A 25,255-nucleotide genomic window follows, 5' to 3' on the forward strand; every position below is an offset into this window, starting at 1 on the left:
GTAGCGCGAATGGCAGAAATGACGCTTGAGGGTGTGGACGCTCGTCCCGAGGACTCTGCGTTTGCCCTTGGCCGCGTGCATTCGATCGAGACGATGGGAACGGTCGACGGACCCGGCATCCGCTTTGTGGTGTTTGTTCAGGGCTGTCCCATGCGCTGCGCGTATTGCCACAATCCCGATACCTGGTCGGTCAACGGCGGCACCATGGTGACCGTCGAACACCTGATGGATGAGTTCCAGAGTAACCACGAGTTCTATCGCAGCGGTGGAATTACGGTGTCCGGCGGCGAGCCGCTCCTGCAGCCCGAGTTTTTGGCCGACCTGTTCCGTGCAATGCACAACAACCCCGATGGCCGCGTGCATACCTGCCTTGACAGCTGCGGGTATGCGTTTGATCCCGGCCATCCCGAGAAGTTTGATGCCGTGCTCAACGAGACCGACATGGTGCTGCTCGACATCAAACATGCCGATCCGGCTGAGCATAAAAAGCTGACCGGCTGCGATCCTGCACGTATCCTGGCGTTTGGCGATGAGCTTGCCCGTCGCAAGATCAAGGTCGTTATCCGCCACGTGGTTGTGCCGGGCATTACCGACACGGTGGAGGAGTGCGAGAAGCTCGGTCGCCTCATCGCTCCATGGCACAACGTGGTGGGCCTGGAAATGCTGCCGTATCACACGATGGGTGTCGTCAAGTACGAGCAACTGGGCATTCCCTATAAGCTCGAGGGCGTGCCCCAGATGGATACCGCGCGCATGCCCGAGCTGCGCAATGCCGTTATGACCGGCATGAAAAAGCGCCGTGCGGAGCTCAGGTCGGCCATCGGCTAACAAGCTATTTTTGCCCCTTTATGATACCCGAGCTGTACTGACTTAACGGCTTGGTGCTGACGCGGCTGAGCCAAAATGCTGGTACCATACCGTGGATAAGCAATTTGCACGGATTTGGGGGATGGCATGGCAACCATCGCGATCATAGGCGCACTCGAAAAAGAGGTTGCGCAGATTAAGGAAGAGCTGAGCGGCGCGCATGAGTCGCAGGAGGCGGGCTTGACCGTTGTGAACGGTGGGCTTTCGGGTCTGACGGTAGTCGCCACGACGGCAGGCATGGGGACCGTGAACGCCGCTGCCGCAACGCAGCATCTCATCAGCAAATACGCCCCGCAGGCCGTTGTGTTTTCGGGTATTGCGGGCGGCCTAAACCCTAAACTCCATATTAACGACGTGGTTATAGGCAAGTGCCTGCGCTATCTGGATACCGATACGGCACTCATCGCCGAGTCCGCGCCGGGGCTCGAGGAGTTTGCCTCGACGCCGGCGTTGGTTGATGTTGCCGCCGCCGTGCTTGCCGAGCATGGATTTGTGGATACCTCGGCGGATGAGAATTCTGCGGAGAAGGACCCCAAGCAGTTCCTGTGTGGCACTATCGCCACGGGTGACCGCTTTGTTACGGGTGACGCCATGCGTAACGCTGCGATTGAGGCCACGCATGCCGATTGCGTCGAGATGGAGGGTGCGGCAATTGCGCACATCGCGGCCAAGAATGGTGTCGATTGCCTAGTGCTGCGCGCTATCAGCGATAATTGTGACGAGGCATATGACGCGTTTTGCGAGCGCGAGTTCGATCTGGATGAGTACGCTCGCACCGCGAGCGGCATCACGCTTGACATCGTTCGTAGTATCGCCGCCGCGCAATAGCACGCCCGTTTTGTAAGAACCTACGACCAAGGAGTGTCCATGGCCGATTCAATTAACTACCAGCTTGCCAAGTTCGTCGCCAGCTACGGCAAGGTTTCGCAGATCCCCGAGTCCACCTGTCCCGAGGTGAGCTTTGTTGGCCGCTCCAACGTGGGCAAGTCGTCGATCATGAACAAGCTCTTTGGTCGCAAGAACCTGGTCAAGGTTTCGAGCACGCCGGGCAAGACGAGCAACATCAATTTCTTCGAGGCCGATGACGTGCACTTTGTCGACCTGCCGGGTTACGGTTTCGCCCGTCGTTCCAAAGCTGAGCGCGATCGCTGGGCCGAGCTGATCGGCGACTTCTTCGACTCCGAGCGCAGCTTTAACCTGGTTGTGTCGCTGGTGGACATTCGTCACGACCCCAGCAAGCTCGACCACGACATGATCGACTACCTACAGGGCAACGAGTTCAACTTTATCGTCTGCCTCACCAAAGCCGACAAGCTCAGCCGCACCCAGCAGGCCCGCCAGGCAGCAGCCATCAAAAAGCAACTCAACGTCCCGGCCGAGAACGTGATCATCACAAGCTCTCAGACCGGCGCCGGCATCGACGAGCTCAAAAAGCGCATCGCCGAAGCCTGCCTCTAATAAGGGCTCTTGGCAAAAGCTTTTGAGCATATCGCCCTAGTGATAGTTAATACTGGACTGTCACTAGGGTGATATCTTGACTCTGATGGTGTCGACATTAGGGATTTGATGGCAGGGAGGGTTGATTTGAATGATCCAAGAGTTAACGGATTGTGGGCCGAGTAGGACATACCCCGTCTACTACCTCGAGGATGCAATGAACAACCTCGGCGACTGCTTTGACTATGCCGTTAACGATCATGGGGCAGAAGGATCGGAAGTTGCTGAACTCTTTTGCCTGAGCGGCGTAGCTCGCGAGTTCGAACGCGGCAACGCATGGGTAGTGTCGGGAAAATCGGGCGTCGAGCTGTTCGCGCTTATCGCCGAAAGGTCGGGCTATCAATCGAGGCCGATGCCAAATCGAACCTATCGATTCGAAAAGACACCGGAATATTGGACAGGCTGGATATTGGCATACCTTCAGTGGCGCCTAGGAGAGTCTTTCGAAGATTTGCTGCATGTCGTTCCATTTGATGCGCTGCGCAGTCTGTACTACCCCTGGCACGAAGCCTCGGAGGAACGCGTGGCTCGCCTCGTCTGCGATATGGCGAAGAAAGTGCCTCGTCAAACTAAATTGGCGCTAGCAAGAAAGAGGTTCAAGAAAACCCAACAAGACCTGGCATACGAATCGGGCGTATCACTCCGCTCAATCCAAATGTACGAACAGCGCCAACGAAACATCAACGAAGCCTCGGTAACAACCGTAAGAGCCATAGCAAAAGCCCTCCACTGCAACATCGAAGACCTCCTAGAACCAGTCTTCGAATACAAAGAAACCAGCGCTGCCTAAACCAAGCACACAGCCGAAGCCCATCTAAAGAGCATGTTTCACACCAGCAAGGGCCCCTATCAATAAAAGGCCAAACTATCAGCCCGGCGATTTTCCAGAGCGTAGGTCCCTGTAGCCGCCGCCGGCGAAGTTAACATAGGGGAGGCCAGGGGCTTTGCCCCCAAATCTTTCCGCAGGACGGCGGGACCCCCGCCGCACGAAGTGCGCAGCGGGGGTCCTGTCATGTCCGAGGACGATTTGGGGGCAAAGCCCCTGGCCTCCCCGGCGAGTATACGGGACGGCGACTACAGGTATTCGATCTGGGCGCCTTCCGTGTCGCACGTGAGGATGTGCGTGTCACACTTGGGGAACTGCTCACGCAGCTTGACCTGCAGGAACTTTGCCACGATGGTGTCGTCGGTCACGGCCATGAGGGTCGAGCCGGAGCCACTGATCCAGATGGTCTTGGCGCCTCCGTTAAGGCAGGTGTCGCGCACAGCGTTGTAGTCGGGGATGAGGCGGCGACGATAGGGCTCCTGAATGCGGTCGTCATTAGCGGCGGCAATCAGGTCCAGATCGCCGGTCTCCAGGCCGCGCGTCATACCGGCGATGCGGCCCATCTGCCACACGGCGGTGGAGAGCGGAATCTCCTGCGGCACGACCTTGCGCGCCTCGCTCGTGTGTACCTCGTAGGGCGGAATCACGGTAATAAAACGCAGGCGATCGCTCACCTCGTAGCGCAGGCACTGGGGGAGCGAATCGGTCGGCGTAAAGGAGCAGACGGCGCCGCCCAGGATAGCAGGGGCGACGTTATCGGGATGGCCCTCGACCTCGGTGGCAATGCGGACGAGCTCGGCACGGTCGACGGTGTGGCCCGTCAGCGCGGCGGCAGCCATGATGCCGGCGACGACGCAGGTGGAGCTAGAACCCAGGCCACGGGCGACGGGCACGTCGGTTTGAATGTCGATAGCGACGGGGAAGGCCGGCGCGCCCCACGCGGCCAGAGCATCGACGAAGCTCACATAGACCAGGTTATTCTCGTTTTGGAACTCCTCGGGACAGCCCGTGATGGTGAGCTTGTCGGCGCGCTCGAAGGTGAAGTGCGAGTAGAGGCTGACGGCCATGCCGAGGGTGTCGTAGCCGATGCCTAGGTTGGCGCTGGTTGCTGGGACGGTGATTTTGATCATGTGGGTCCTCCTGGGCGGGTCTGGCCGTTTAGTTCGCTGCTCGGGCAGTCCTGGCTTGCTCGGAAAGCACATTAAGTGCTTTCCGGCTCGTACGGAACTCACGACGAACTAAACGGCCAGACCCGCTCGCATGCTCGTCATCATCCCGAAAGCTAAATAAAAAGAAGGTGCGCCGGCTTTCGCCGGCGCTTAATAAGGGGTCTAGTTGGTGCTCATTCGTTTTGCTGCAGACTCGACGTAGCTTGCCATCTCGTCGACGTCGCAGACGTCTTCGAAACGGACGGGCTTGGATTCGAGTTCGGCGAGCTGGGCCGGGGCGACCGTGTTGGTGGCCTGCTCGAGCACGCGCATGGCCTCAAAGTCGTCCTCGGGAACGTCGAGGCCCAGGGCGTCGCAGCAGGCGCGCGGGAACTTGTAGGGGCTTGCGGTCGAAAGCAGCACGCGGGCCTTGGCACCCTCGGCGGGAGCGACTTTTTCAAAGACGTGATAGCCGCAAGCGGTGTGCGGGTCGATCACGTAGCCGTTCGCATCCCAGCAGCTCTTGATGGCAGTGCGGACCTCGTCCTCGCTGGCCCAACCGCAGCCAAAGACGCTCTGAATCTTTGCCAGCAGGTCGGCGGGAACCTCGTAGCGACCAGTCTGTGCCAGCTGCTCCATAAGGCCGGCAACGAGCTCGCAGTCGCCGTTGGACAGGAAGTACAGCATGCGCTCCAGGTTGGAGCTAATAAGGATGTCCATCGACGGCGAGATGGTCGTGAAGAACGGGCGGTTACGGTCGTAAACGCCGGTGGTCAGGAAGTCGGCAAGCACGTTGTTCTTGTCGCTCGCCACGACGAGCTTGGCGACGGGCAGACCCATGCGCTTGGCGTAGTAGCCGGCCAAGATATCGCCAAAGTTGCCGGTCGGTACGCAGAACTCCACGGCGTCGCCGGCCTCGATGGCGCCGGCGCGCAGCAGCTGCGCATAGGCGGCAAAGTAGTAGACGACCTGCGGTACCAGGCGGCCGACGTTGATGGAGTTGGCGCTCGAAAGCACCGTGCCGGCGGCCTCCAAGCGCTCGGCAAGCTCCTTATCGGCAAAGATGCGCTTGACGGCACTCTGGGCGTCGTCGAAGTTGCCGCGGATGCCGCAGACGGCGACGTTATCGCCCTCCTGCGTGGACATCTGCAGGTTCTGGACGCGGCTGACCTTGCCCTCGGGATAAAAGACGGTGATGCCCGTGCCCGGAGCGTCGGCAAAACCGGCGAGCGCGGCCTTGCCCGTGTCGCCCGACGTGGCGGTGACGATCATGATGCGCTCAGCGCCGCCGTCCCTGGCGGAAGTGCGGGCCATCAGACGGGGGAGCATCTGCAGGGCGACGTCCTTGAAGGCGCTTGTGGGGCCGCCAAAGAGCTCCATCACATAGGTCTGAGGGGCGTCGGCGCCCGGCGCAGCGTCGAGTTTGACGAGCGGCGTAACCTCTTCACTCGCGAACGTGCCGCGGTATGCCTCGTCGACACACGCCGAAATTTCTTCGGCCGTGTAATCATTCAGTAACATTCCCAACACATCTTGAGCGATTTCAAAGTACGATTTATCTGCAAGCGAGCTGATATCGACCTGCTGGGTGCCGAGCTCGTCCGAGACAAACAAACCCCCGTCGGGAGCGATGCCGGTACGGATTGCCACCTTACTTGAGCACGATAAAGTGCGTCCTCGTGTACTATGATAAGTTCCCATATAACACTGCTCCTCGGATGCCTTGGTCCCAATCGGTGAAACCATGGTATCAGAGCGCGCAAAATAGGTTTGCAGAGGCTTTTTAGAAAGGTAACCTCAAGCCCATGATTAAGATTGCCAAGTTTGGCGGCTCGTCGGTCGCCGACGCTGAACACTTCAAGAAGATCAAGGCCATCGTCGACGCCGACCCTGCCCGCCGTTTTGTGGTGGTTTCCGCCTGCGGCCGCCGCTTTAAGGGCGACACCAAGGTGACCGACCTGCTCTACCTGGTTAACGCGCACGTTAAGTATCACGTGTCGTGCGAGGAACTGCTCGAGGACATTGGCCAGCGCTATTTTGATATCGCTGACGAGCTGGAGCTCACCTATCCCATCCGCGAGGAGTTCGCGGCCTTTGCCGAGCGCGCCCGCTCGGGCGGCTACTCTACCGAGGAGCTCGTGAGCCGCGGCGAGTATTTCACCGCTCGCCTGATGGCCGAGTACCTGGGCCTGCCGTTCCTGGACGCCGCGACGGTTGTGGCGTTCCATCACGACGGTACGCTCAGCATGAATCGCACCTCCGAGCTGGTGCAGGAGTACGGTCAGCAGGGCGGCTTTGTTATGCCCGGTTTCTACGGCGCGACGCGAGAGGGCCAGATCAAGCTGCTCGACCGTGGCGGCGGCGATATCTCGGGCTCGATTCTGGCCAAGTGCCTGGGCGCCGATCTGTACGAGAACTGGACCGACGTTTCGGGTTTCTATTCTGCCGATCCGCGTATTGTTCCCGAGGCTCAGCCCATTGCGCGCGTTACCTACGAGGAGCTGCGCGAGCTTTCGTACATGGGCGCAAGCGTCCTGCACGAGGAGGCCGTGTTCCCCGTGCGCGAGGCAGGCATTCCGCTGGTCATCAAGAACACCAATGCGCCGCAGGACCCCGGCACCATCATTAGCGAGACGGCTGATGAGGGTGAGGCAGAGCCCATCATTACCGGCGTGACCGGCAAGCGCGGTTTTGTCGCCATCAACGTCGCCCGTGACCGCACCAAGCCTCGTGTCGGCTTTATGCGCCGCGCACTTTCGGTCTTCGAGCGCTATGACGTTTCCGTCGAGCACATGCCCACCGGTGTCGACCGCTTTGGCGCCGTGGTGCAGGAGAAGGATGTGCACGATTCGCTGTACTCGCTTGTGGGCGACATTCAACAGGAGGTAGAGCCGCTCGAGATCGAGGTTGTCGAGGGCCTGGCGCTCATCGCTACCGTCGGCCGTAACCTGCGCGGCCGCGCAGGTATCTCGGGCCATCTGTTTGGTATGCTTGGCCAGGCCGGCGTGAGCGTGCGTATGATTTCGCAGAGCTGCGACGAGATCAACATCATTATCGGTGTCGAGGAGAAGGACTTCGACCTGGCGATTCGGACCATTTACCGTGCCTTCTCCGATGAGAACGGCATTGTGAAGGTCTCCGACCTGGAGGCTTCCGCGCCGGTCGATCCCGCTCTGGCTGCGCTCCACAAGTAGCTGCTATCTCGCTAGATTTTTGAGTCATGTCTCAAAATCTACGGCGGGGCGTTTCGTTTCGGTTTCGTTTCGACGGGGCGGGTTTCGTGCCCGCCCCGTTCTTGTATACACTGGCAACAATAATTGGCCTGCTCGGCGTGCGGGCAAAAGCCACAACCTTTAAAGGGGGAAGCATGAAACAGTACACGGTTGCTATTTTGGGCGCGACGGGAGCCGTGGGCACCCAGATGCTCGAGTGCCTCAACGAGCAGAAGTTTCCGGTCGGTAAGCTCAAGCTGCTGGCGAGCGCGCGCTCTGCGGGCAAGACCGTTGAGTTCCGCGGCGAGCAGATCGTAATCGAAGAGGCTTGCCCCGAGGCCTTTGAGGGCTGCGACATCGTACTCGGCGCTGCCGGCGACGATATCGCCAAGGAGCTGCTGCCCGAGGCCGTCAAGCGCGGTGCCGTCGTGGTCGATAACAGCCATGCCTTCCGCATGGACCCCGAGGTGCCGCTGGTCGTGCCCGAGATCAATGCCGACGATATCAAGTGGCATCACGGCCTTATCGCCAATCCCAACTGCGCGACCATCATCGGCCTGGTTCCCACGTGGCCGCTGCATCAGCTCGCTGGCGTGAAGCGCATGATCGTCTCGACGTATCAGGCGGCTTCGGGTGCTGGCGCTCCCGGCATGGCCGAGTTCGAGGCTCAGCTGGCCGCCCTGGGCCGTGGCGAAGAGATTCCCGAGCCGCACGCTTTTGCCGCCCAGTTGGCGAGCAACCTGATTCCGCAGATCGGTGGCGTCAAGGAGGAGGGCTTTACCTCCGAGGAGATGAAGCTGCAAAACGAGGGCCGCAAGATCATGCACCTGCCCGAGCTGCGCGTGAACTGCACCTGCGTGCGCGTGCCCGTGCTGCGCTCGCACTCCGAGAGCATTACGCTCGAGTTTGAGCGCGACATCACGGTGGAAGAGGCCCGTGCCGCGCTGGCTGCCGCTCCGGGCGTGAAGCTCGTTGACGACATGAGCGCCGAGGATGCGCACGATCGCTTCCCCATGCCGATGGATACGTCCGACCAGGATCTGATCTGGGTCGGTCGCGTGCGTCGCGACATCTCGAACCCCGAGGCTGCGCGCGGCATCACCTTCTGGTGCTGCGGCGATCAAATCCGTAAGGGCGCGGCAACCAACGCTGTCCAAATCGCCAAGTTGCTCTGCGAGTAGCGGTGGACCTGTCCGGCTGGGGCCGGGCTTAGTTTTCAGAACGTCCTCGACCATGTGTGGCGCCTTGTCCTGCTCCTTCGGAGCTGCGGACAAGGCGCCACACTGGTCTGCGGAGTGTTCTGAAAACTAAGCCCGGCCCCAGCCTGCGGTGGCGCTGCTGCGAGCAGTCTGCAATGGGGCCGTTGTTGGTTGGGGCCGCTGGGCTGATGTGGGGGCGTGTGGCTGTTGCGGGCCCTGGCCCTGGCGGCGGCCTTGGCGCTTCGCGCCTGCCGCCTTGGGGGCTGTGGGGCGCGGCCGGCAGCTGCGGCGCGTTCGCACTTGCTGCCTGGGGTGACTTTGGGATTGGGGCGAATCGGGGTCTAATACTTTTCCCGTGAAGTGAACGACCTTATTTGGACCCCCGAAGCATTGGCATATTTTGACCGCTATTTCCTGCGGTTTTGCAGTGCGAATCCTGCGGTTTTGCGGTCTAAAGGTGTGGATGCTCTGGGGCTTCGTTTTTACTCGTTCACTTCTCGGGAAAAGTATTAGAGCTCAGCTCGCGGGGGTACCGCCCTGGCGTCGAAGCTCCGCGTCTTCTTCGCTTGATTGGGGAAGGTGGCCTCGCTTAAACAATACGAGCCTGCCCGGGCGTATCTGACAGGTTGTCTGCACAATTCGCGGTATTATGTTGCGGAGTTTTGAAAGGAGCCGCTGGTGGTCACGACGACGTTTGCTTCGCCTTTGGGCGAGATTCTGCTTGCCGCTGATGGCCGCGGTTTGACGGGGCTTTGGTTTGAGGGGCAGGAGCACTTTGGCTCTACGCTGCTCAAAGAAGATACGGAGCATGTCGAGGGTTCCGATGCGGTTTCTGGTGCTGGCGGGATGTCTTCGGTGAGTCCGGCAAATGGTGCGGCTTCTTCGGTGCTTGAGCGTTCTTGGGCTTGGCTGAATGCTTATTTTGCGGGGCAGGAGCCTCGGTTTACGCCGCCGTTGCATTTGATTGGCACGGCGTTTCAGCGTGAGGTTTGGTTTGAGCTGCTCTCTATCCCGCGTGGCGAGGTCGCTACGTATGGCGAGATCTCCCAGCGTGTTGCGGCTCGACATCGTGTGCCGGGAAATGAAGCGCCCGTTGTATCTCCTCACGCGGTGGGGGCTGCGGTCGCTCGCAACCCTATTTCGATCATCGTGCCGTGCCATCGTGTAGTTGCCGCCGACGGATCGCTCAACGGATATGCCGGTGGCCTCGACCGCAAGGAGTGGCTGCTTCGGCTTGAGGGCGCGTACGAGGAGTAACGCTCGAACACTTTGCCTGTAGTAGCCGACTTCGACCAAAGCTCGCTCGAGTTCGCTTTGATCAGAGCACTTAAGACCCTTGTTTTCTGTCAATAGTGCTATTTGTTCGTTGATGGATATCCGCGACTTCCGGTATTTCATTTAAGCCTCTTGATAGAAAAAGAGCTGGAGTTGCGCATCGTTGAGAGGCTTTCCAGCTTTAGCAAAACAAACTTATAAGATGCGACGGGCCGCGTCAAGATAATTACCGGACGGCCTAGGAGGCGGCTGGTTGGCTTAAAACCTAGCGCGTGAAATGACGCTCCATGCTATTCAGCGCGCTTGATAGGATGACGAACCACAGTCTTAAGTTTCTCCGGTGCACATTTGCGCGGATCGGAGAGATAGATTTCGTGATGTAAGCGGGTGTCTGAGAAGTCGGGGGAATAGCCCTGCTCGGTCGCGTATTCATACATAGCGTTTACGGTCGCCGGTTCGTTGTCGTAGGGCCCGGTGTGCATGCATTGAACGCAGAGACCCTCGTCAACTTTAAGCAGCTCGACGGCAGAAAAGTCCAGTTTCTTTTTGTTCGTGGCTTCCACGACTGCCCAGTCAAAGTCATCTCGGGTGACGAAATCGGGTAGGCGGATGCACGAGATAAAGTTGAAATCGTCCTTGCGTACATAATCGATGTCGCCGCTCGGGGAGTCTTGCCACCAGAAACCCTCGAGCGGCGGTACCACAAAGTCGAAATAGCCCTCGATACTCCTTGAGCCTTTCTTCGACATCTTGACGGTATAGGCGATTCCGTAAAGCAGCGGCAGGGCGTTTTGATGCTCGCCACCTTCGGTATTTGGGTCGCCCTTGCCGCGAACGGCAACGTAGCTCATAGGCGGGACAGTTACGATACTCGGCTTGCTTGCAGGTTTGTAGAGCTCCTTGCATTCCTTCTTAAAGTCGAACGCCATGTTGGCCGCCTTTCTGCGTATTGGCCTGCTTAGATAGCTGAATCATATCATAGAAACGAACAGCTGTTCGAATGATTTGGCTGACAGATTGAGATGCGTGCGTTGTGTTTGGCGGTCGGCCTGACCCAATCGATGATTTCTTTGCCTTCCCGGCGCTTCATCTATGGTTGCCGTTTCCCCATATAAAACCTGCCAAAATGAACCTGTCCCTTTTTGGTCGGTGCGAAATGGGTAATACTAAAGAGTTATCCGACCAGATGGGAATTGATCGATGGCCTATATCGAATTCAAAGATGTCATCAAGGCATACGGCGAGGGCGACGCCCGTATTCATGCGCTCGACGGCGCGAGCTTTACGGTCGAGCGCGGTGAGCTCGCCATTATCCTGGGCGCCTCGGGTGCTGGCAAGACCACGGCGCTCAACATCCTGGGCGGCATGGATACGGCGACTTCCGGCACCGTGACGGTGGACGGGCGCGACGTGAGCTCTGCCAACGAGGCGCAGCTTGTGGAGTACCGCCGCGCCGACGTCGGCTTTGTCTTTCAGTTCTACAATCTGGTTCCCAACCTGACGGCGCTCGAAAACGTTGAGCTTGCAGCTCAGATCTGCCCCGATTCGCTCGATGCCGAACAGACGCTTCGCCAGGTTGGCCTGGGCGAGCGCCTCGCCAACTTCCCCGCGCAGCTTTCGGGCGGCGAGCAGCAGCGCGTGTCCATTGCCCGCGCACTGGCCAAGAACCCCAAGCTTCTTTTATGCGACGAGCCCACGGGCGCGCTCGACTATAAAACCGGCAAGCAGATCTTGCAGCTGCTGCAGGATACCTGCCGCAAGCAGGGCATTACGGTCATCATCATCACGCACAACTCCGCGCTCGCGCCCATGGCTGATCGCCTGATCCGCTTTAAGAGTGGTCGCGTGGAGAGCGAGACGGTCCAGCAAAATCCCGTGCCTATCGAGACGATCGAGTGGTAGCGCCCATGGACCAGGACCGCCAAAACAGCCAACGCCGCAACGCGCGGAACATGGAGCACGAGCAGGATTTTACGACCTATCGTACCGCCCAAAGCTCAAACGATATGGTGCCGACGGTATTTCGCCGTGGCATCTACCGCACAATCCGCGGCAGTCTTAAGCGCTTCTTGTCCATCGTGGTCATCACCGCGCTTGGCGTGAGCGTGATGTGCGGCCTTAAGGCGGGCTGCGAGGATTTGCGCGATTCGGTCGACGCTTATTTTGACCAGCAGAACGTCTATGACATTAACGTACAGTCGACCTGTGGCCTTACGCGCGACGATCTTGCGGCCATTCAAGAGGTCGACGGCGTCGAGACGGCCGAGGGCATCTACACCGAGACCGCTTACACCGCCGTGGGCACAACGCGCGAGCGCGTGGTCGTGCAAAGTCTTTCCAAGGAGAATATCGATCAACCGGTGCTGGTGAGCGGCGATTTGCCCGAGAGCGCCGGTGAGGTCGCGGTGACTTCGAAGTTCCTGAAGGCTTCGGGCAAAAAGCTCGGCGATACGGTGAGTTTTGCCGCCAATGACGCGAGCTCGTCGAACCAAAGTGGCAAGGACCAGTTTGCCGCGGGCGATTACACCATTACGGCCGAGGTCCTCGATCCTACCGACGTGAGCTCCGACTCGACAGTCAACGCCTTTCGCGCTGCTTCGGCTGCGGACTATAAGTTCTATGTGAGCGAGGATGCCGCGACATCTTCTTCCTATTCCGCAGTCCACGTAGCCGTCGAGGGAGCCAAGGACCTCAACTCCTATTCTGATGCCTATACGGCAAGGATTAACGAGGTCAAGGGCAATATCGAGAAGATCCGCGAGGAGCGTGAGAAGGCGCGCGCCCAGGAGCTGACGGTCGACACGCCGGCAAGCTTGGATGCGGCCGAGCGCCAGGCGAATATGCTCTTTGGGATTGAGCAGGACAACATCAATCGCATGGCAGAGGGCAGCGAGGAGCGCATGCAAGCGCAGACCGACCTGGATCAGCGCCGCGCCGCCGCCGACCAGCAGTTTGCCGATGCCCGCGCCGAGCTTTCCGATCTGGGCGAATGCACCTGGTACATCCAGGACCGCGGCAATATCGCAAGCTACTCGAGCGTGGAGAGCGATAGCTCGTCAATTGAGGCTATCGCCACGGTGTTCCCGTTCATCTTCTTTATCGTCGCCGTGCTCATCAGCCTCACCACCGCCACGCGTATGGTCGAGGAGGAGCGCACGCTTATTGGCCTGTACAAAGCGCTCGGCTATTCGCGCGGGCGTATTCTGTCCAAATACGTGGACTACTCGCTGTGGGCGTGTCTGATCGGCGGCGTGCTCGGCAACATCATCGGATTTGTGGGCCTGCCGCTGTTCCTGTTTACGGTGTTCGATGACATGTACTCTCTGCCCCAGATGCTGCTTTCGTACGACATCGTGTCGTCGCTCGTGTCGGTTGCGCTGTTTGCCGTGGGCGTGGTGGGCGCCACGATTATCGCCTGCCGCCACGAGATGGCCGAGACGCCGGCTTCGCTCATGCGCCCCAAGGCGCCGCGTGCCGGCTCGCGTATCTTGCTTGAGCGCATCGGCTTTATCTGGCACCGCATGGGCTTTTTGAACAAGGTGGCAGCGCGTAACCTGTTCCGCTACAAAAAGCGTGCCCTTATGACCATCTTCGGTATCGCCGGCTGCACGGCGCTCGTGATCTGCGGCATGGGCATCCGCGATACGTCGGTGGCGCTTTCGCCCAAACAGTACGGGCATATCACGCGCTATGACCTGCTGGCGGTTGCCAATCCCGATGACTTTACGCAGACGTGCGCGGCGCTCGACGAGCGAAGCGCGGCCAAGGATTCCGACGTGACCGTGACTTCGACGCTGCCGATCATGACCGACAACGTCACTTTTACGTTTGGCGGCAAGAGCGAGACCGTACAGCTCATTGTGATTCCCGACGACCGCACGGGTGACTTGGGTGACTACGTGCGCCTGGAGGATGAGTCCAAAGAACCGCTCGCCTTGCGTGACGGGGACGTGTACTTGAGCAAGAGCTCGCAACTGGTGCTGGGGATTCAGCCGGGCGACACAGCACACGTCCAGGATTCGTCGCTCAACGTCGCCAAGGTCAAGGTTAGCGACATTTCGCTCAACTATCTGGGCAACACGCTCTATATGACGCAGAGCACCTATGAGCGCGCGTTCGACCGAAGCGCGCGTCTTAACGGCATCTTTGCGCTGCTTAAGGGCTCATCTTCTGACCAGATTGCGTTTAGCAAGAAGCTTAAGAACGACGGTTGGCTCACCATCTCGAGCACGGCCGAGCATTGGGAAAATTATGAGGCGAACTTCACTATCATCAATTCCGTCGTGGTACTTGTGACCTTTATGGCGGCGTGCCTGTCGTTTGTGGTGGTGTTTACGCTGTCCAACACCAACATCTCCGAGCGCGAGCGCGAGCTGGCGACCATCAAGGTGCTGGGCTTCCGCCGTGGCGAGGTGCACCACTACGTCAACAAGGAGACGTTGATCCTCACGGCGATTGGCGCCGCGCTGGGCGTGCCGCTGGGTAGCCTGCTGGCCGAGAGCTTTACGTACATTCTGCAGATGCCGTCGCTCTACTTTGACGTTGAGGTCGAGCCGCTGAGTTATGTGCTCGCCGTAGTGCTTTCCTTTGTCTTTACGTTTATCGTCAACCTCGTCACCAACCGAACGCTCAACAAGATCGACATGGTCGGCGCCCTCAAGAGCGCCGAGTAACCTGTTCTCGGATTCGAGTTGTAGCGAGCTGCGACGTGCCACAGTCGCTTTATTGCATAAATCGCCCCGCCGAATGCATATTTCGGCGGGGCGATTGCTATTTGTCCACAGGTACCCCCGGGGGCGGCGTACAAATTCCGGAGTATTCAGCATCCCGGAGCCCGCGGGCGCGCAAAACTGCGCTGAAAGCCCTGATTAAGAGCCCCCAGCGCCTCAAGAGCCGCTCATTTTCCACAGGATGCGGCCCATAGTGCCTGCCTTTCGTCCAAAATCCAGTATGCAGGCATCCTCAGCTGCTGAAAACTCCCAAAAATGCACGTCGCATCCTACCCCACGCACCCGCAGCAAGAAGGCGAATAGCCTCGGCCTCCCCAGTTGCCGCAGGAGGCCCAGGGCTTACCTCCCAAATCTTTCCGCAGGACGGAAGGACCCCGCCGCGCGAAGCGCACAGCGGGGTCCTGACATGTCCGAGGACGATTTGGGAGGTAAGCCCTGGGGCCTCCGATGAGAGCAGTTTCGGCCGAGGTTATTCGTCGCCGAAGCTGATGCCCAACGCCTTGGCCTCGCGCACCAGGTCGCTCTGGGGATCGACATACTTGAGCTTGCCGGCGACATCCTCGAGCGGCATGTGGCACATCTTGCCGTCACGCAGGGCAATCATGTAGCCAAACTCGCCGCGTAGGCAGCCCAGCGCGGCCTCGACGCCGCACTGGGTCGCAAAGATGCGGTCCTGGGCGTCGGGCTGGCCGCCGCGCTGCGTGTGGCCGGGGATGGCGACGCGGGTCTCGCGACCGGTCTTGGCTTCGATCTCCTTGGCGATGTCGTAGACAATCGACGGGCTCGTACGCTCGGCGAGCTTCTTCTTGTACTCCTTCTTGGACAACGCCGCGTCCTCCTTGGAGATAGCGCCCTCGGCGACGGCCACGATGGTAAAGCGGCTGCCGGTCTCCATACGATGCTCGATGGTCTTGATGACGTTGTCCATGTCGTAGGGGATCTCGGGAATCAGGATGACGTCCGCGCCGCCCGCGACGCCGGCGTATAGCGGGATCCAGCCAACCTTGTGGCCCATGATCTCGATAACGAACACGCGGCCGTGGCTCGAAGCGGTGGTGTGAATGTCGTCGATGCACTTGGTGGCGACGTCGATGGCGCTCGTAAAGCCAAACGTCAGCTCGGTGCCCCAGGTGTCGTTATCGATGGTCTTAGGCAGGGCGATAACGTTGAGGCCCTCTTCGCGCAGACGGTTGGCGGTCTTGGTGGAGCCGTTGCCGCCCAGCATAAACAGGCAGTCGAGCTGCAGCTTATGATAGGTGTGGACCATTGCGGGCACCTTCTCGACGCCATCGGCCTCGGGAACATCCAGGCGCTTGAACGGCGTACGGCTCGTGCCCAGGATGGTGCCGCCGCGGGTGAGGATACCGCTAAAATCGGCGGGCGTCATGACGCGGAACCTGCTGTAGATAAGGCCCTGGTAGCCGTCCTCAAAACCATAGATCTCGATAGGTTCTTCGCTATTGGTCATAAGCGTTTTGACGATGCCGCGCATGGTGGCGTTGAGCGCCTGACAGTCGCCGCCACTGGTAAGAAGACCGATTCTGAGCATGATGAATCCTTCCGGGCAAGTTATAACATGCGCATAAGTTTACCCCCGCACACTGTTGATACGGGGGTAAAACGTGTTAGCTCAAGCGTATGGAAATGTAAACAACGTCAGGCGAGCGTAAGGTCGACGAGCCTGGGTCCTTACAGTGCGAAGGCGTCGACGTCGCCCCAGTGGCGGCGCAGCGTAATGGCGGCGGCGGGTTCGGTATTGTCAAAGACGACCGACCATTGCGTATTGCTGGTGATGTCTTCCGGATTGGGCTCTTGCGCTGCGGCGCGCAGGGCCTTCCAAGCGACTGTCTCGTCCTGGGCACCGACATGGGCGTCAAGGACATCGGCGATTGCGACGGCGCGCTCTTTACCATGGCCCAGCTCGCCATTCTTTTGGTTGGGCAGTACTTCGTCGCCATAGCAGGCGTAGAAGTTCGTAACCTGGCGTGCAGGAGTCGCTTTGAAAGCGCGGTCCGGATCGTGTGGATCCCACTCTACTACGCGCGCGTCACCGGCGGCGTCGTTGATAAAGAAGTGGTAATCGCGTCCGGCCATGGCGTGCATGTCGTGGGCGGAAAGTAGGTCGACGGCCTCTTGCGTGGTAGCCGCGCGGTCGAGCACCAGACGGATGGCGAGCGAGGTATTGATGACGGGGCGCTGCGTGTCCTGGTCACAGGGCTTGGAGTCCAGGGTGAGTACGGCAATGGACACGCCGCATTCGTTAACACCGTCGAGCTGGGCAAACGGGCCCATCAACGCCGCGGCGCGTCCGGTGACGGAGTCAAGCGGAGTGTTGGCGCCCAGGTTATTGAGGGCGGCAAACCCGATGGAAGCATAGCCGCCGCGTGGGTGATTGCGCACCAGCAGCGCCGAGGTGTCGTCCTTAAAGTCGTAATTGCGACCGGTGCGCACGCGGCCTTCGGCATCTACGGCGACAAAAGCGCTGCAGGCAAACTGGGGCGCCTGGACATGTGCCGGCACACCGGGCAGCACCTGCGCCACCACGGCATCGATGTAGGCCTGGTCGTCGCGCACGCCAGCGGCGATGATGAGATCAAGATCGTAGTCGTAGGCGATGTCGATTGCGTACAGGTCATAGCCATCCGCGTAGCCGGTCAAGCGTCTGAGCGACGCGGCGGACTTGATTTGCTTGCGGTAAACGATGCCGGCGGCAGCGGCAAAGCCGACGGCGACTCCCGCGACACCGCAGGCGATGGCAATGTTACGTGGCTTCATGACGGTTCCTCTCGTCCTGTTAGCGCAATTGTCGCAAAAGGGGCGCGGGCATGATGGCTCAACTTGGTGAGCGGTGCGGAATTAAGCACGGAATGAAGAGTGCGGCGCTGGCGTGGCGGGGTATGCTGGAGGGGACCATCAACCCAGCGAAAGGGGAGAGCATGACGGATCAGGAAACGCCCGAGCGCGCGCACGTGACGGCCGACGATATCGAGGCCGCCAACGACCTTATCGACTTTATCGAGGCATGCCCCAGCATGTTCCATACGGCGGCGACCATTATGGCCGAGCTCGACGAGGCGGGCTTTACCTACCTGTCCGAGAACGCGGCGTGGGACATCGAGCCGGGCGGGCGTTATTACACGCAGCGCAACACCTCGAGCGTTATCGCCTTTAAGGTGGGCGAGGACCTGGCTGCTACGTGGGGCGAGGACGGCGTTGCCGGTGACTATCATTTTCAGCTCACGGCGTCGCACAGCGATTCGCCGACGTTTAAGGTCAAGGCCGTGCCTGAGCTTGACGGCGCGGGCGAGACGCTGCGCCTGAACACCGAGGCATACGGCGGCATGATCGACTACACCTGGTTCGATCGCCCGCTGGCGCTCGCGGGCCGCGTGTTGGTGCGCGAAGGCGACCGTATTGAGAGCCGCCTGCTTGCCACCGAGCGCGAGGTCGCTATCATTCCGAGCCTTGCCATCCATATGAATCGTGGCGTTAACGAGGGCTTTGCGCCCAACCGCGCCGTCGACCTGTGCCCGCTCATCAGCGCCGGTGATCTTAAGCAGGGCGACTTTGATGCTCTGATCGCCGACGAGTTGGACGTTGAGCCCGAGCAGATTCTGGGTCGCGATCTGTTCCTGGTCAATCGTCAGGATGCGCGCATTTGGGGCTGGGCCGACGAGTTTATCTCGACGCCCAAGCTCGACGACCTGGCCTGCGCCTATACCTCGCTGCAGGCATTTTTGGGTGCTGAGAACGCGCGCGATATCTCGGTCTTCTGCTGCTTTGATAACGAGGAGGTTGGCTCCGAGACCAAGCAGGGCGCCATGTCGACGTTCTTGGCCGACGCGCTGCGCCGCATCAACGGATCGCTGGGCTTTGACGACGAGTCGTACCATCGCGCACTTGCCGCCTCGATGCTTGTGAGCTGCGACAACGCGCATGCCGTGCACCCCAACCACGCCGAGAAGTGCGATGCCCGCAACCAGGTTGTGCTCAACGGCGGCATCGTCATCAAGGAAGCCGCCAACCAGCACTATTGTACCGATGCCTTTAGCCGCGCGGTGTTCCAAGCTATTTGCGATGACGCCGACGTGCCCACGCAGGCCTTCGCCAACAAGAGCGATATGGCCGGCGGATCCACGCTCGGCAATCTGTCCAATATGCAGGCGAGCATGCATGCCGTGGACGTGGGCCTGCCGCAGCTGGCCATGCACTCGAGCTACGAGACCGGCGGCGTGCGCGACGTTATGTACGCCATCCGCGCCCTCACCGCCTTCTACGAGCGAAACCTAACCATCAACGGCGCCGAAAGCGTGGAGCTCTAAAACCTGCTAAAAGGGACAGGTTTATTTTGCAGGTTTTATCTGGGCAAATGCCGCAAAGCCAACAGCTGGACAGAATTGTTATGACACCGCAGGTTGAGCAAGCGTCAGCGAGCGATGTCCAGAGCGAACAAGTTGGCATGAAAAAGGCAAGGCATAGACCTTCTGGTCATGCCTTGCCTTTTGAATGGCAAATTGTCGCTCTGGGCGGCGCGCAGCGTCGAGGGGTTCCGGCGTTTGGTAAAACGCCGGAACAACCTAATGCTCAATCCAGCAACGCAGGGTCTCGCCGGCTTGCAGGTGACGCAGATTCTCTGCGGCAATGTCGACCACATTGTTGAGCGTGGCGGCCAGATGGAACCAGCCCGAGATATGCGGCGTAATGAGCATGTTAGGCGCATCCCACAGTGGGCTTGTCTCAGGCAGCGGCTCGGGGTCGGTGACGTCGACCGCGGCGCCGGCGAGATGACCCGACTCCAGGGCGGCAACCAAGTCGTCGGCGACCACAAGGTCGCCGCGGCCGCCGTTGGCAAAGAAGGCGCCCGGTTTCATCGCAGCGAAGAACTCGGCGTTCGCCAAGCCGCGGGTCTCGGGCGTGCTGGGCATAAAGGATGCGACGATGTCAGCCTCGGCCAGACGCTCGGGCAGGGCGTCCATGCTGTCCATGTCCTCAAACACAATGGGGTAGACGAGCGGATGGCGCTTGATGCCGCGGACGTGCGCACCCATGTTGCGGCAGAGCGTGGCGAAGTGGCCACCGATATCGCCCGCGCCCAGCACCAGCACATTGGCGTTTTTGAGCGAGGTGACCGGCCCCAAATCCTCCCAGCGATGCTCGCGCTGCAGGTCCTGGTAGCCGGGCAGGCGCTTCATCATAGACAGCACCATGGCAAACATGTGCTCGCTCACGGCCTGGCCGTAGGCGCCGATTGAGCAAGACAGCTTGGCTTCAGCCGGCACGGTGCCGGCGGCGAGATAGTCGTCATAGCCGGCGGTCTGCAGTTGCAGCAGCTGGAGGCGCTCGCATGCGGTCAGCAGGGAAGGGTCTATGTTGCCCAGGATCACGTCGGCATTGGCGACCTGTTCACGCGTGATGGTGTCGGAGCTCGTGTAGATAAAGTCCTCGCCCGGAGCGCTCGACTCAAGAATTGCGCGATGGCGGTCGTTGACGGGCAGCAAAACCAGGATGTTCACAAGCAGTCCTTTCCGCTCGACCTGCCAAAAAGGGACAGGTTTATTTTGGCAGGTTGTATCAGGCAAAACGTTATAAAAACGCCGGGCTACGCGATGGTTAACATATCCATCGCGTAGCCCGGCGCATCCACAGCTACCAGCTCAGCAGCTCGTAACCATCCTCGGTCACCACGAGCTGTACCTCGCACTGGGCCGAATCGCTGCCGTCCTTGGTGCGCACGCACCAGCCGTCACCCTTGCTGATCTTGATGTCGGGCGCTCCGGCGTTGACCATGGGCTCGATGGTAAAGACCATGCCCGGAGCCATGATGGTGTCCACATCGGGCGCCTCGGTGGTAAAGCCCACAAACGGGTCCTCGTGGAACTCCTTACCGATACCGTGTCCGCCGTACTCGCGCACCACGCTAAAGCCGGCGTCCTCGACCGTCTTTTGCACGGCCTCGGCCATCACGGACAGCGGTAGCCATGGCTTGACGGCCGCCAGACCCGCCTCCACGCTGGCGCGGGTGACGTCGACCAGGCGCTGGCGCTCGGCCGAGACCTCGCCGATGCAGAACATACGGCTCGAATCACTAAAGTAACCGTCCAGGATCGTGGAGCAGTCCACGTTGATGATGTCGCCCTCGTGCAGCACATCCGCATCGCAGGGGATACCGTGGCAGACGACGTCGTTGATCGAGGTGCACACGCTCTTGGGATAGCCCTCGTAGTTAAGATCGGCCGGCGTGCCGCCGTGCTCGACGGTGCAGTCGTAGATCATCTGGTCGATCTGGTTGGTGGTCATGCCCGCGGCGATGTGTTCGCCTACGTAATCGAGCACACCCACGTTGATGGCGGCCGAGCGCTTGATGCCCTCGATATCGGCGGGCGTCTTGTAGAGCGTGCGGGGCAGAACCTCCCAGCCCTCTTCCCACAAGCGCTCGAGGCGCTCATCAAAGGCGCTATGGCATTTCTTATATTTTTTGCCGCTGCCGCACCAGCAGACGTCGTTGCGGCCGGGCACGGGTCCATTGTCAAACATGGCTAACTTCCTTTCATTCGCAGCTAGTATAGCCCACTCACAGGGCAGCTGCGCGCTAGTAGCTCACCTGGCAGGGAATGCCGAGGGCGCGCACGCGCGCGGCGATGGCGTCGAGGGCCTCGGGCGCTGCTTTGGCAAGGCCGGCGACCGGCGTCTCGCGAGCCACCGTGTAGATGGTCGCTTCTTGTGGGCGAATGCGCTCAAGTGCCGCGAGCCAGGGGGCAACGTACTCCTCGCCGGTGTTGTCGATGGGCTTGCCCAGATACTCACCGGTCAAAAAGATCGTCTGGATAATAACGTGACCGTCAAAGCTTGCGAACGTCTCAATCTGGTGCTCGACGTCGTAGGGGCCAACAGGCTGGTCGAGCAGCTGGATAAATGCCGGATCGACCGTATCGAGCTTGAGGATGTTGTCGTCGACCATCATGAGCGCATCGTGCACCTCGGGGCGGTCGGCGCGCGTACCGTTGGAGAGCACGGCGATTTTGGAGTTTGGGGCCAGCTGATCGCGCAGCGCGACGGCGCCGGCAATCGCCTGGGGAAACTCCGGTGCGGCGGTGGGCTCGCCGTTTCCTGCGAAGGTGATCACATCGGGGAGCTCGCCCTCGGCTGCCATCTCGCGCAGCTTTGCCTCGAGCGCGTCGAGTACCACGGCAGCTGTGTTGTACGGCTCATGGCAGGGGCGCTCGGCGTTGAGGCCGTTTTCGCAGTAAATGCAGTCGAACGTGCAGATTTTGCCGCTGGCCGGCATCATGTTGACGCCGAGCGAGAGACCAAGGCGACGGCTGCGAACGGGCCCAAAGATGGGGCTGGCATTCAAAAACGTAGACATAGGCATATGCTCCTCAAGACAATTGTGCCTAAGCATAGCATCGGCTCCAAAGCAAGGTGCGGGCTCTTGCTTTACAAGTTTCGTTTTTTCACGTCGCCCATTATGCCGCGCCATGAAAAGCCTCGGGTCGGGTAAAGTTAATCTGTTAACAAGGTGTAAGGCAATGTGGGTCCATCCAACCGCGCTGACGTGCAACTGGATGAGCATTGATGATGGGGGCACAACATGAATTTTACGGTCGAGAATGCGGGCACCACGATTGCCTGTCGCGAATATGCCGGCCCGGATGTGTCGCCTGATACTCCTGCTTTGGTGTGCGTGCACGGCGCTTGTGTCGACGGCACATTTTTCGACGGCATCGCTTGTGAGCTCAGCCGCAACTACCGCGTAATTGCCTACGACCGCCGCGGCTGTGGTGACAGCAGCGAAGCGGCAGACGGCAGCTATGATCTTGCCGCTCAGGCCGCCGACCTGCAGGCCGTGATCGAACACGTCGGTGCTCCGACAAATGTGCTTGCGCACAGCGCCGGTACGTTGGTGGCGCTGGAGCTTCTTCGCGCCGAACCCCATCTCGTCGCCCGTGCGATTCTGCACGAGCCGGCTGTGTCGGCCGAAGGCGTCGGCATGGGCGCAGCTCCGGTTTTGCTCGATATGATTGCGGCTGGAAAGGTTTCAAGGGCGCTCCGGCTTTTCTTGGGAGCCCTCGGCGACTTGGACCCCGAGGCTCCTGGGACGACTAAGGCGGAAGCCAAACATGCCCTGCGCAATGGTCGTTGCTTCATGGCCAATGAATACGGAACAAATATGACATATGCTCCCGACTGGGAGCGCGCCTGCGCGTCAAAGGCGGTGTCGGCCGTGTTTTTGGGCGAGCTTTCGGTCGATACGCCCCGCGAGGCTGGCACGCGAGCGGCTGCCGAATATCTCGATTGCCCCCTTGTGACGATTCCGGGCGCGCATAACGGTTTGCGCGATCGCCCCGTTACGGCGGCAAACGCCGTTCGCGATGTCTTGGAGCGTTAGCACGCTCGATGACCTGCGGGGAGAGGGACTGTTAGCGTTTCGTCATTGTTAACGAATGCGCCCATAAGCGCGCGCCCGCGGCTCCATTACCGCCGTTTGCCAGGTCATAAAAATGCAACGATAATCGCGCGTTTGCCTTCAGCTGTTAGATGTTACCCTTGTACCAATTGATATGCACCGTTGCCGTGCGTAACGATAGAAAGGGCCCCATATGCTCAATAATCACGAGGTCAATCTAACCGACGAGGAGGCTGCCGCCGAGGTCGCCCGCGTCGCGAAGACCTACCCCGTGGTGCGTTTGCTGTCGGCCGATCAGATTAAGAACGAGCCTAACTGCCTGCTCGCCGGCAATCGGTGCCCTTGTCTGCGTCAGTCAAGTCTTGAGGCCTTGGCAGGTTCCGATGATGTATCGGAGCAGCTGCTCAATGATGGTACCGAGTACCGCGCTCGCCTGCGCCCTCTGAAGGTCGAGGGCGAGCCTCACGTCCTGCTGATGGTGCGTCCGATCGATGAGCAAGAGGCTGCAGAAGAGGACCTCGTCTACACCGACGTGCTGACGGGTGTGCGCAATCGCCGATATTACGAGGAAAAGCTCCGTAGCGCCCGCATGAATGCCGGCGTTGCGGTGATCGACCTTGATGATTTTAGGGTCTTTAACGATACGTGTGGCCGTCATGCCGGCGACCTTGCGCTCGGTGCTGTGGCGACGGCCATACGCAGCGGAATTCGTTCGACTGACGAGCTTGTGCGCTACGGCTGCGACAAGTTTGTGGTCGTCATGCCCAATATTCCCTCCGATGACTTCACCCGTCGCCTGCATCAGGTGTCCGATGCCGTTCATGCCACGATTGTTCCGGGCCATGAGTACGTGAGCTTGACGGCATGTGTTGGTGGCGTTCGCATTCATGGCGAGACGGTCGATGAGGGCGTTGGCCGCGCTGTCCAGTTATTGAGCCGCGCTAAGGCAAAAGCCGGTACGGTCGTGACCGATGCCGATTCCATCGAAGCCTTCCAAAGCGAAAAGCCTTTGGTGCTTATTGTCGATGACTCCGAGATGAACCGAGCCATTCTCAACGAGATGCTCAAGGACGAGTATTGCATCCTCGAGGCCGCCAACGGTCGTACGGCGCTCGACATGGTCGACCGCTATGGCGATGAGTTGTCGCTCGTGCTGCTGGATATTGTCATGCCGGGCATAAGCGGCTTTGAGGTGCTGGCCGATCTGTCACGCCGATCGGGTATCGACAATCTGCCTTTCATCATGATTTCGAGCGAAGATTCCGATGATATGGTTCTGCGCGCGTACGAGCTGGGCGCCTCGGACTATATCAACCGCCCGTTTGACTCCCGTGTCGTGCGCCGCCGTGTAAGCAACACCATCCGCCTATACGCCAAACAGCGCCGCCTGACGAGTCTGCTGTCCCAGCAGTACAACGAGCGCGTCAAGAACAGTCGCATGCTCATCGACATCATGGCCGGTGTCATGGAGCTTCGCAATGGTGAGAGCGGCAGGCACGTTACGAACATCGAGAAGCTGACCGAGCTGCTGCTTGACTGTCTGGTCCAGCGTAGCGACACGATCTCCCTCGACAATGAGGAACGCTCCACGATTGCCCTGGCTTCGGCGCTGCACGATATCGGCAAGATGTCGATTGACGATGCGATTCTCAACAAACCCGGGCGCCTTACGCCCGAGGAGTTCGAGATTATGAAGACGCATACCACGATGGGCGCCGACATGCTGCGTGAGCTGGGTAGCCATCACGTTGGCAATGCGCTTATGGAATATGCGTACCAGATTGCGCGTTGGCATCACGAGCGCTGGGACGGCAAGGGCTATCCCGATGGCCTTAAGGGCGCCGAGATTCCCATTGCCGCGCAGGTGGTCTCGGTGGCCGACGTGTATGATGCGCTGACGAGCGTGCGCGTGTACAAGGACGCTATCCCGCACAAGGAGGCGATCCAGATGATTCTGGACGGTAAGTGCGGCACCTTTAACCCACTGTTGCTCGACTGCCTGCTCGAGGTGCAAGACCGTATTGCTGAGACGTTGGCACGCCCCGCCGACGTTGTTGCGTTTCCCACGATTTAGTTTGACCAAAGGAGTTTTAA

At 59.9% G+C, this 25,255-nt stretch carries 20 protein-coding genes; 12 read left to right on the top strand and 8 right to left on the bottom strand.

Annotation, left to right across the window (positions count from 1 at the left end; genetic code table 11):
- Positions 1 to 9 precede the first annotated feature (9 nt).
- The 4 genes from pflA (at position 10) to ACKUTP_RS03785 (ending at position 3,154) form a co-directional block, all read left to right on the top strand.
- Positions 10 to 828 carry a pyruvate formate-lyase-activating protein gene (gene pflA, locus ACKUTP_RS03770; protein WP_152067596.1) on the top strand — a complete coding sequence of 273 codons (819 nt, stop codon included), beginning with the start codon at positions 10 to 12 and terminating at the stop codon, positions 826 to 828.
- Positions 829 to 954: 126 nt separating this feature from the next.
- The gene (gene mtnN / locus ACKUTP_RS03775) at positions 955 to 1,695 is read left to right on the top strand and encodes a 5'-methylthioadenosine/S-adenosylhomocysteine nucleosidase (protein ID WP_152067597.1); all 741 of its coding nucleotides are present in this window, start codon (positions 955 to 957) and stop codon (positions 1,693 to 1,695) included.
- Between the two features lie 39 nt (positions 1,696 to 1,734).
- Entirely contained in the window at positions 1,735 to 2,325 is a 591-nt protein-coding gene (gene yihA, locus ACKUTP_RS03780) for a ribosome biogenesis GTP-binding protein YihA/YsxC (protein ID WP_161159348.1), read from the top strand.
- Positions 2,326 to 2,521: 196 nt separating this feature from the next.
- The gene (locus tag ACKUTP_RS03785; protein ID WP_368137247.1) at positions 2,522 to 3,154 is read left to right on the top strand and encodes a helix-turn-helix transcriptional regulator; all 633 of its coding nucleotides are present in this window, start codon (positions 2,522 to 2,524) and stop codon (positions 3,152 to 3,154) included.
- A gap of 284 nt (positions 3,155 to 3,438) precedes the next feature.
- Here ACKUTP_RS03785 and thrB read toward each other — a convergent pair whose 3' ends face one another.
- Complete coding sequence (gene thrB / locus ACKUTP_RS03790) at positions 3,439 to 4,320, bottom strand: homoserine kinase (protein ID WP_409063582.1); 882 nt, start codon at positions 4,318 to 4,320, stop codon at positions 3,439 to 3,441.
- A gap of 201 nt (positions 4,321 to 4,521) precedes the next feature.
- Positions 4,522 to 6,039 (bottom strand): threonine synthase, encoded by a 1,518-nt coding sequence (thrC, locus tag ACKUTP_RS03795; RefSeq protein ID WP_409063583.1) that lies wholly within the window; start codon positions 6,037 to 6,039, stop codon positions 4,522 to 4,524.
- A 104-nt stretch (positions 6,040 to 6,143) separates the two neighbouring features.
- Here thrC and ACKUTP_RS03800 point away from each other — a divergent pair, with 104 nt between their 5' ends.
- From ACKUTP_RS03800 to ACKUTP_RS03810, 3 genes are all read left to right on the top strand, one after another.
- Positions 6,144 to 7,532, top strand: a complete 1,389-nt coding sequence (locus ACKUTP_RS03800) for an aspartate kinase (RefSeq protein ID WP_346982183.1) — start codon at positions 6,144 to 6,146, stop codon at positions 7,530 to 7,532.
- A 173-nt stretch (positions 7,533 to 7,705) separates the two neighbouring features.
- Entirely contained in the window at positions 7,706 to 8,731 is a 1,026-nt protein-coding gene (locus ACKUTP_RS03805; RefSeq protein ID WP_409063584.1) for an aspartate-semialdehyde dehydrogenase, read from the top strand.
- A 696-nt stretch (positions 8,732 to 9,427) separates the two neighbouring features.
- On the top strand, positions 9,428 to 10,006 hold the full coding sequence (locus tag ACKUTP_RS03810) for a methylated-DNA--[protein]-cysteine S-methyltransferase (protein WP_409063585.1): 579 nt from the start codon (positions 9,428 to 9,430) through the stop codon (positions 10,004 to 10,006).
- 308 nt (positions 10,007 to 10,314) lie between these two features.
- Here ACKUTP_RS03810 and ACKUTP_RS03815 read toward each other — a convergent pair whose 3' ends face one another.
- The gene (locus ACKUTP_RS03815) at positions 10,315 to 10,953 is read right to left on the bottom strand and encodes a GyrI-like domain-containing protein (RefSeq protein WP_409063586.1); all 639 of its coding nucleotides are present in this window, start codon (positions 10,951 to 10,953) and stop codon (positions 10,315 to 10,317) included.
- A gap of 271 nt (positions 10,954 to 11,224) precedes the next feature.
- Between ACKUTP_RS03815 and ACKUTP_RS03820 the strand changes: the two genes are divergently transcribed.
- Both ACKUTP_RS03820 and ACKUTP_RS03825 read left to right on the top strand, forming a co-directional pair.
- Entirely contained in the window at positions 11,225 to 11,926 is a 702-nt protein-coding gene (locus tag ACKUTP_RS03820) for an ABC transporter ATP-binding protein (RefSeq protein ID WP_117635686.1), read from the top strand.
- A gap of 5 nt (positions 11,927 to 11,931) precedes the next feature.
- On the top strand, positions 11,932 to 14,697 hold the full coding sequence (locus ACKUTP_RS03825) for an FtsX-like permease family protein (RefSeq protein WP_409063587.1): 2,766 nt from the start codon (positions 11,932 to 11,934) through the stop codon (positions 14,695 to 14,697).
- Positions 14,698 to 15,223: 526 nt separating this feature from the next.
- Here ACKUTP_RS03825 and ACKUTP_RS03830 read toward each other — a convergent pair.
- Together ACKUTP_RS03830 and ACKUTP_RS03835 are read right to left on the bottom strand one after the other, a co-directional pair.
- Complete coding sequence (locus ACKUTP_RS03830; protein ID WP_349109954.1) at positions 15,224 to 16,303, bottom strand: ATP-dependent 6-phosphofructokinase; 1,080 nt, start codon at positions 16,301 to 16,303, stop codon at positions 15,224 to 15,226.
- Positions 16,304 to 16,443: 140 nt separating this feature from the next.
- Positions 16,444 to 17,529: a carcinine hydrolase/isopenicillin-N N-acyltransferase family protein gene (locus ACKUTP_RS03835; RefSeq protein ID WP_409063588.1), complete on the bottom strand. Its 1,086-nt coding sequence runs from the start codon at positions 17,527 to 17,529 to the stop codon at positions 16,444 to 16,446.
- Positions 17,530 to 17,690: 161 nt separating this feature from the next.
- Between ACKUTP_RS03835 and ACKUTP_RS03840 the strand changes: the two genes are divergently transcribed.
- The gene (locus ACKUTP_RS03840) at positions 17,691 to 19,076 is read left to right on the top strand and encodes a M18 family aminopeptidase (protein WP_409063589.1); all 1,386 of its coding nucleotides are present in this window, start codon (positions 17,691 to 17,693) and stop codon (positions 19,074 to 19,076) included.
- 255 nt (positions 19,077 to 19,331) lie between these two features.
- Here the strand turns inward: ACKUTP_RS03840 and ACKUTP_RS03845 are convergent, their stop codons facing one another.
- From ACKUTP_RS03845 to ACKUTP_RS03855, 3 genes are all read right to left on the bottom strand, one after another.
- On the bottom strand, positions 19,332 to 20,267 hold the full coding sequence (locus ACKUTP_RS03845; protein ID WP_409063590.1) for a D-2-hydroxyacid dehydrogenase: 936 nt from the start codon (positions 20,265 to 20,267) through the stop codon (positions 19,332 to 19,334).
- A gap of 133 nt (positions 20,268 to 20,400) precedes the next feature.
- The gene (gene map / locus ACKUTP_RS03850; RefSeq protein WP_409063591.1) at positions 20,401 to 21,288 is read right to left on the bottom strand and encodes a type I methionyl aminopeptidase; all 888 of its coding nucleotides are present in this window, start codon (positions 21,286 to 21,288) and stop codon (positions 20,401 to 20,403) included.
- Between the two features lie 55 nt (positions 21,289 to 21,343).
- Positions 21,344 to 22,120: a radical SAM protein gene (locus ACKUTP_RS03855; RefSeq protein WP_217108382.1), complete on the bottom strand. Its 777-nt coding sequence runs from the start codon at positions 22,118 to 22,120 to the stop codon at positions 21,344 to 21,346.
- Between the two features lie 225 nt (positions 22,121 to 22,345).
- Here ACKUTP_RS03855 and ACKUTP_RS03860 point away from each other — a divergent pair, with 225 nt between their 5' ends.
- Both ACKUTP_RS03860 and ACKUTP_RS03865 read left to right on the top strand, forming a co-directional pair.
- Positions 22,346 to 23,143: an alpha/beta fold hydrolase gene (locus tag ACKUTP_RS03860; protein ID WP_409063592.1), complete on the top strand. Its 798-nt coding sequence runs from the start codon at positions 22,346 to 22,348 to the stop codon at positions 23,141 to 23,143.
- A 211-nt stretch (positions 23,144 to 23,354) separates the two neighbouring features.
- Positions 23,355 to 25,235 carry a diguanylate cyclase gene (locus ACKUTP_RS03865; protein WP_250787702.1) on the top strand — a complete coding sequence of 627 codons (1,881 nt, stop codon included), beginning with the start codon at positions 23,355 to 23,357 and terminating at the stop codon, positions 25,233 to 25,235.
- The last annotated feature ends 20 nt before the right edge of the window (positions 25,236 to 25,255 follow it).

The sequence above is a fragment of the Collinsella sp. wc0529 genome, assembly GCF_046116875.1.
GTDB lineage: Bacteria > Actinomycetota > Coriobacteriia > Coriobacteriales > Coriobacteriaceae > Collinsella.

Bases quoted from the DNA above. Each gene is read 5' to 3' on its own strand.
- ACKUTP_RS03840 (WP_409063589.1), top strand. From the start codon at position 17,691: ATGACGGATCAGGAAACGCCCGAGCGCGCGCACGTGACGGCCGACGAT.
- thrB (WP_409063582.1), bottom strand. From the start codon at position 4,320: ATGATCAAAATCACCGTCCCAGCAACCAGCGCCAACCTAGGCATCGGC.
- ACKUTP_RS03865 (WP_250787702.1), top strand. From the start codon at position 23,355: ATGCTCAATAATCACGAGGTCAATCTAACCGACGAGGAGGCTGCCGCC.
- yihA (WP_161159348.1), top strand. From the start codon at position 1,735: ATGGCCGATTCAATTAACTACCAGCTTGCCAAGTTCGTCGCCAGCTAC.
- map (WP_409063591.1), bottom strand. From the start codon at position 21,288: ATGTTTGACAATGGACCCGTGCCCGGCCGCAACGACGTCTGCTGGTGC.
- thrC (WP_409063583.1), bottom strand. From the start codon at position 6,039: ATGGGAACTTATCATAGTACACGAGGACGCACTTTATCGTGCTCAAGT.
- ACKUTP_RS03825 (WP_409063587.1), top strand. From the start codon at position 11,932: ATGGACCAGGACCGCCAAAACAGCCAACGCCGCAACGCGCGGAACATG.
- ACKUTP_RS03820 (WP_117635686.1), top strand. From the start codon at position 11,225: ATGGCCTATATCGAATTCAAAGATGTCATCAAGGCATACGGCGAGGGC.
- ACKUTP_RS03830 (WP_349109954.1), bottom strand. From the start codon at position 16,303: ATGCTCAGAATCGGTCTTCTTACCAGTGGCGGCGACTGTCAGGCGCTC.
- ACKUTP_RS03860 (WP_409063592.1), top strand. From the start codon at position 22,346: ATGAATTTTACGGTCGAGAATGCGGGCACCACGATTGCCTGTCGCGAA.
- ACKUTP_RS03855 (WP_217108382.1), bottom strand. From the start codon at position 22,120: ATGTCTACGTTTTTGAATGCCAGCCCCATCTTTGGGCCCGTTCGCAGC.
- ACKUTP_RS03785 (WP_368137247.1), top strand. From the start codon at position 2,522: ATGAACAACCTCGGCGACTGCTTTGACTATGCCGTTAACGATCATGGG.
- ACKUTP_RS03815 (WP_409063586.1), bottom strand. From the start codon at position 10,953: ATGGCGTTCGACTTTAAGAAGGAATGCAAGGAGCTCTACAAACCTGCA.
- pflA (WP_152067596.1), top strand. From the start codon at position 10: ATGGCAGAAATGACGCTTGAGGGTGTGGACGCTCGTCCCGAGGACTCT.
- mtnN (WP_152067597.1), top strand. From the start codon at position 955: ATGGCAACCATCGCGATCATAGGCGCACTCGAAAAAGAGGTTGCGCAG.
- ACKUTP_RS03805 (WP_409063584.1), top strand. From the start codon at position 7,706: ATGAAACAGTACACGGTTGCTATTTTGGGCGCGACGGGAGCCGTGGGC.
- ACKUTP_RS03800 (WP_346982183.1), top strand. From the start codon at position 6,144: ATGATTAAGATTGCCAAGTTTGGCGGCTCGTCGGTCGCCGACGCTGAA.
- ACKUTP_RS03835 (WP_409063588.1), bottom strand. From the start codon at position 17,529: ATGAAGCCACGTAACATTGCCATCGCCTGCGGTGTCGCGGGAGTCGCC.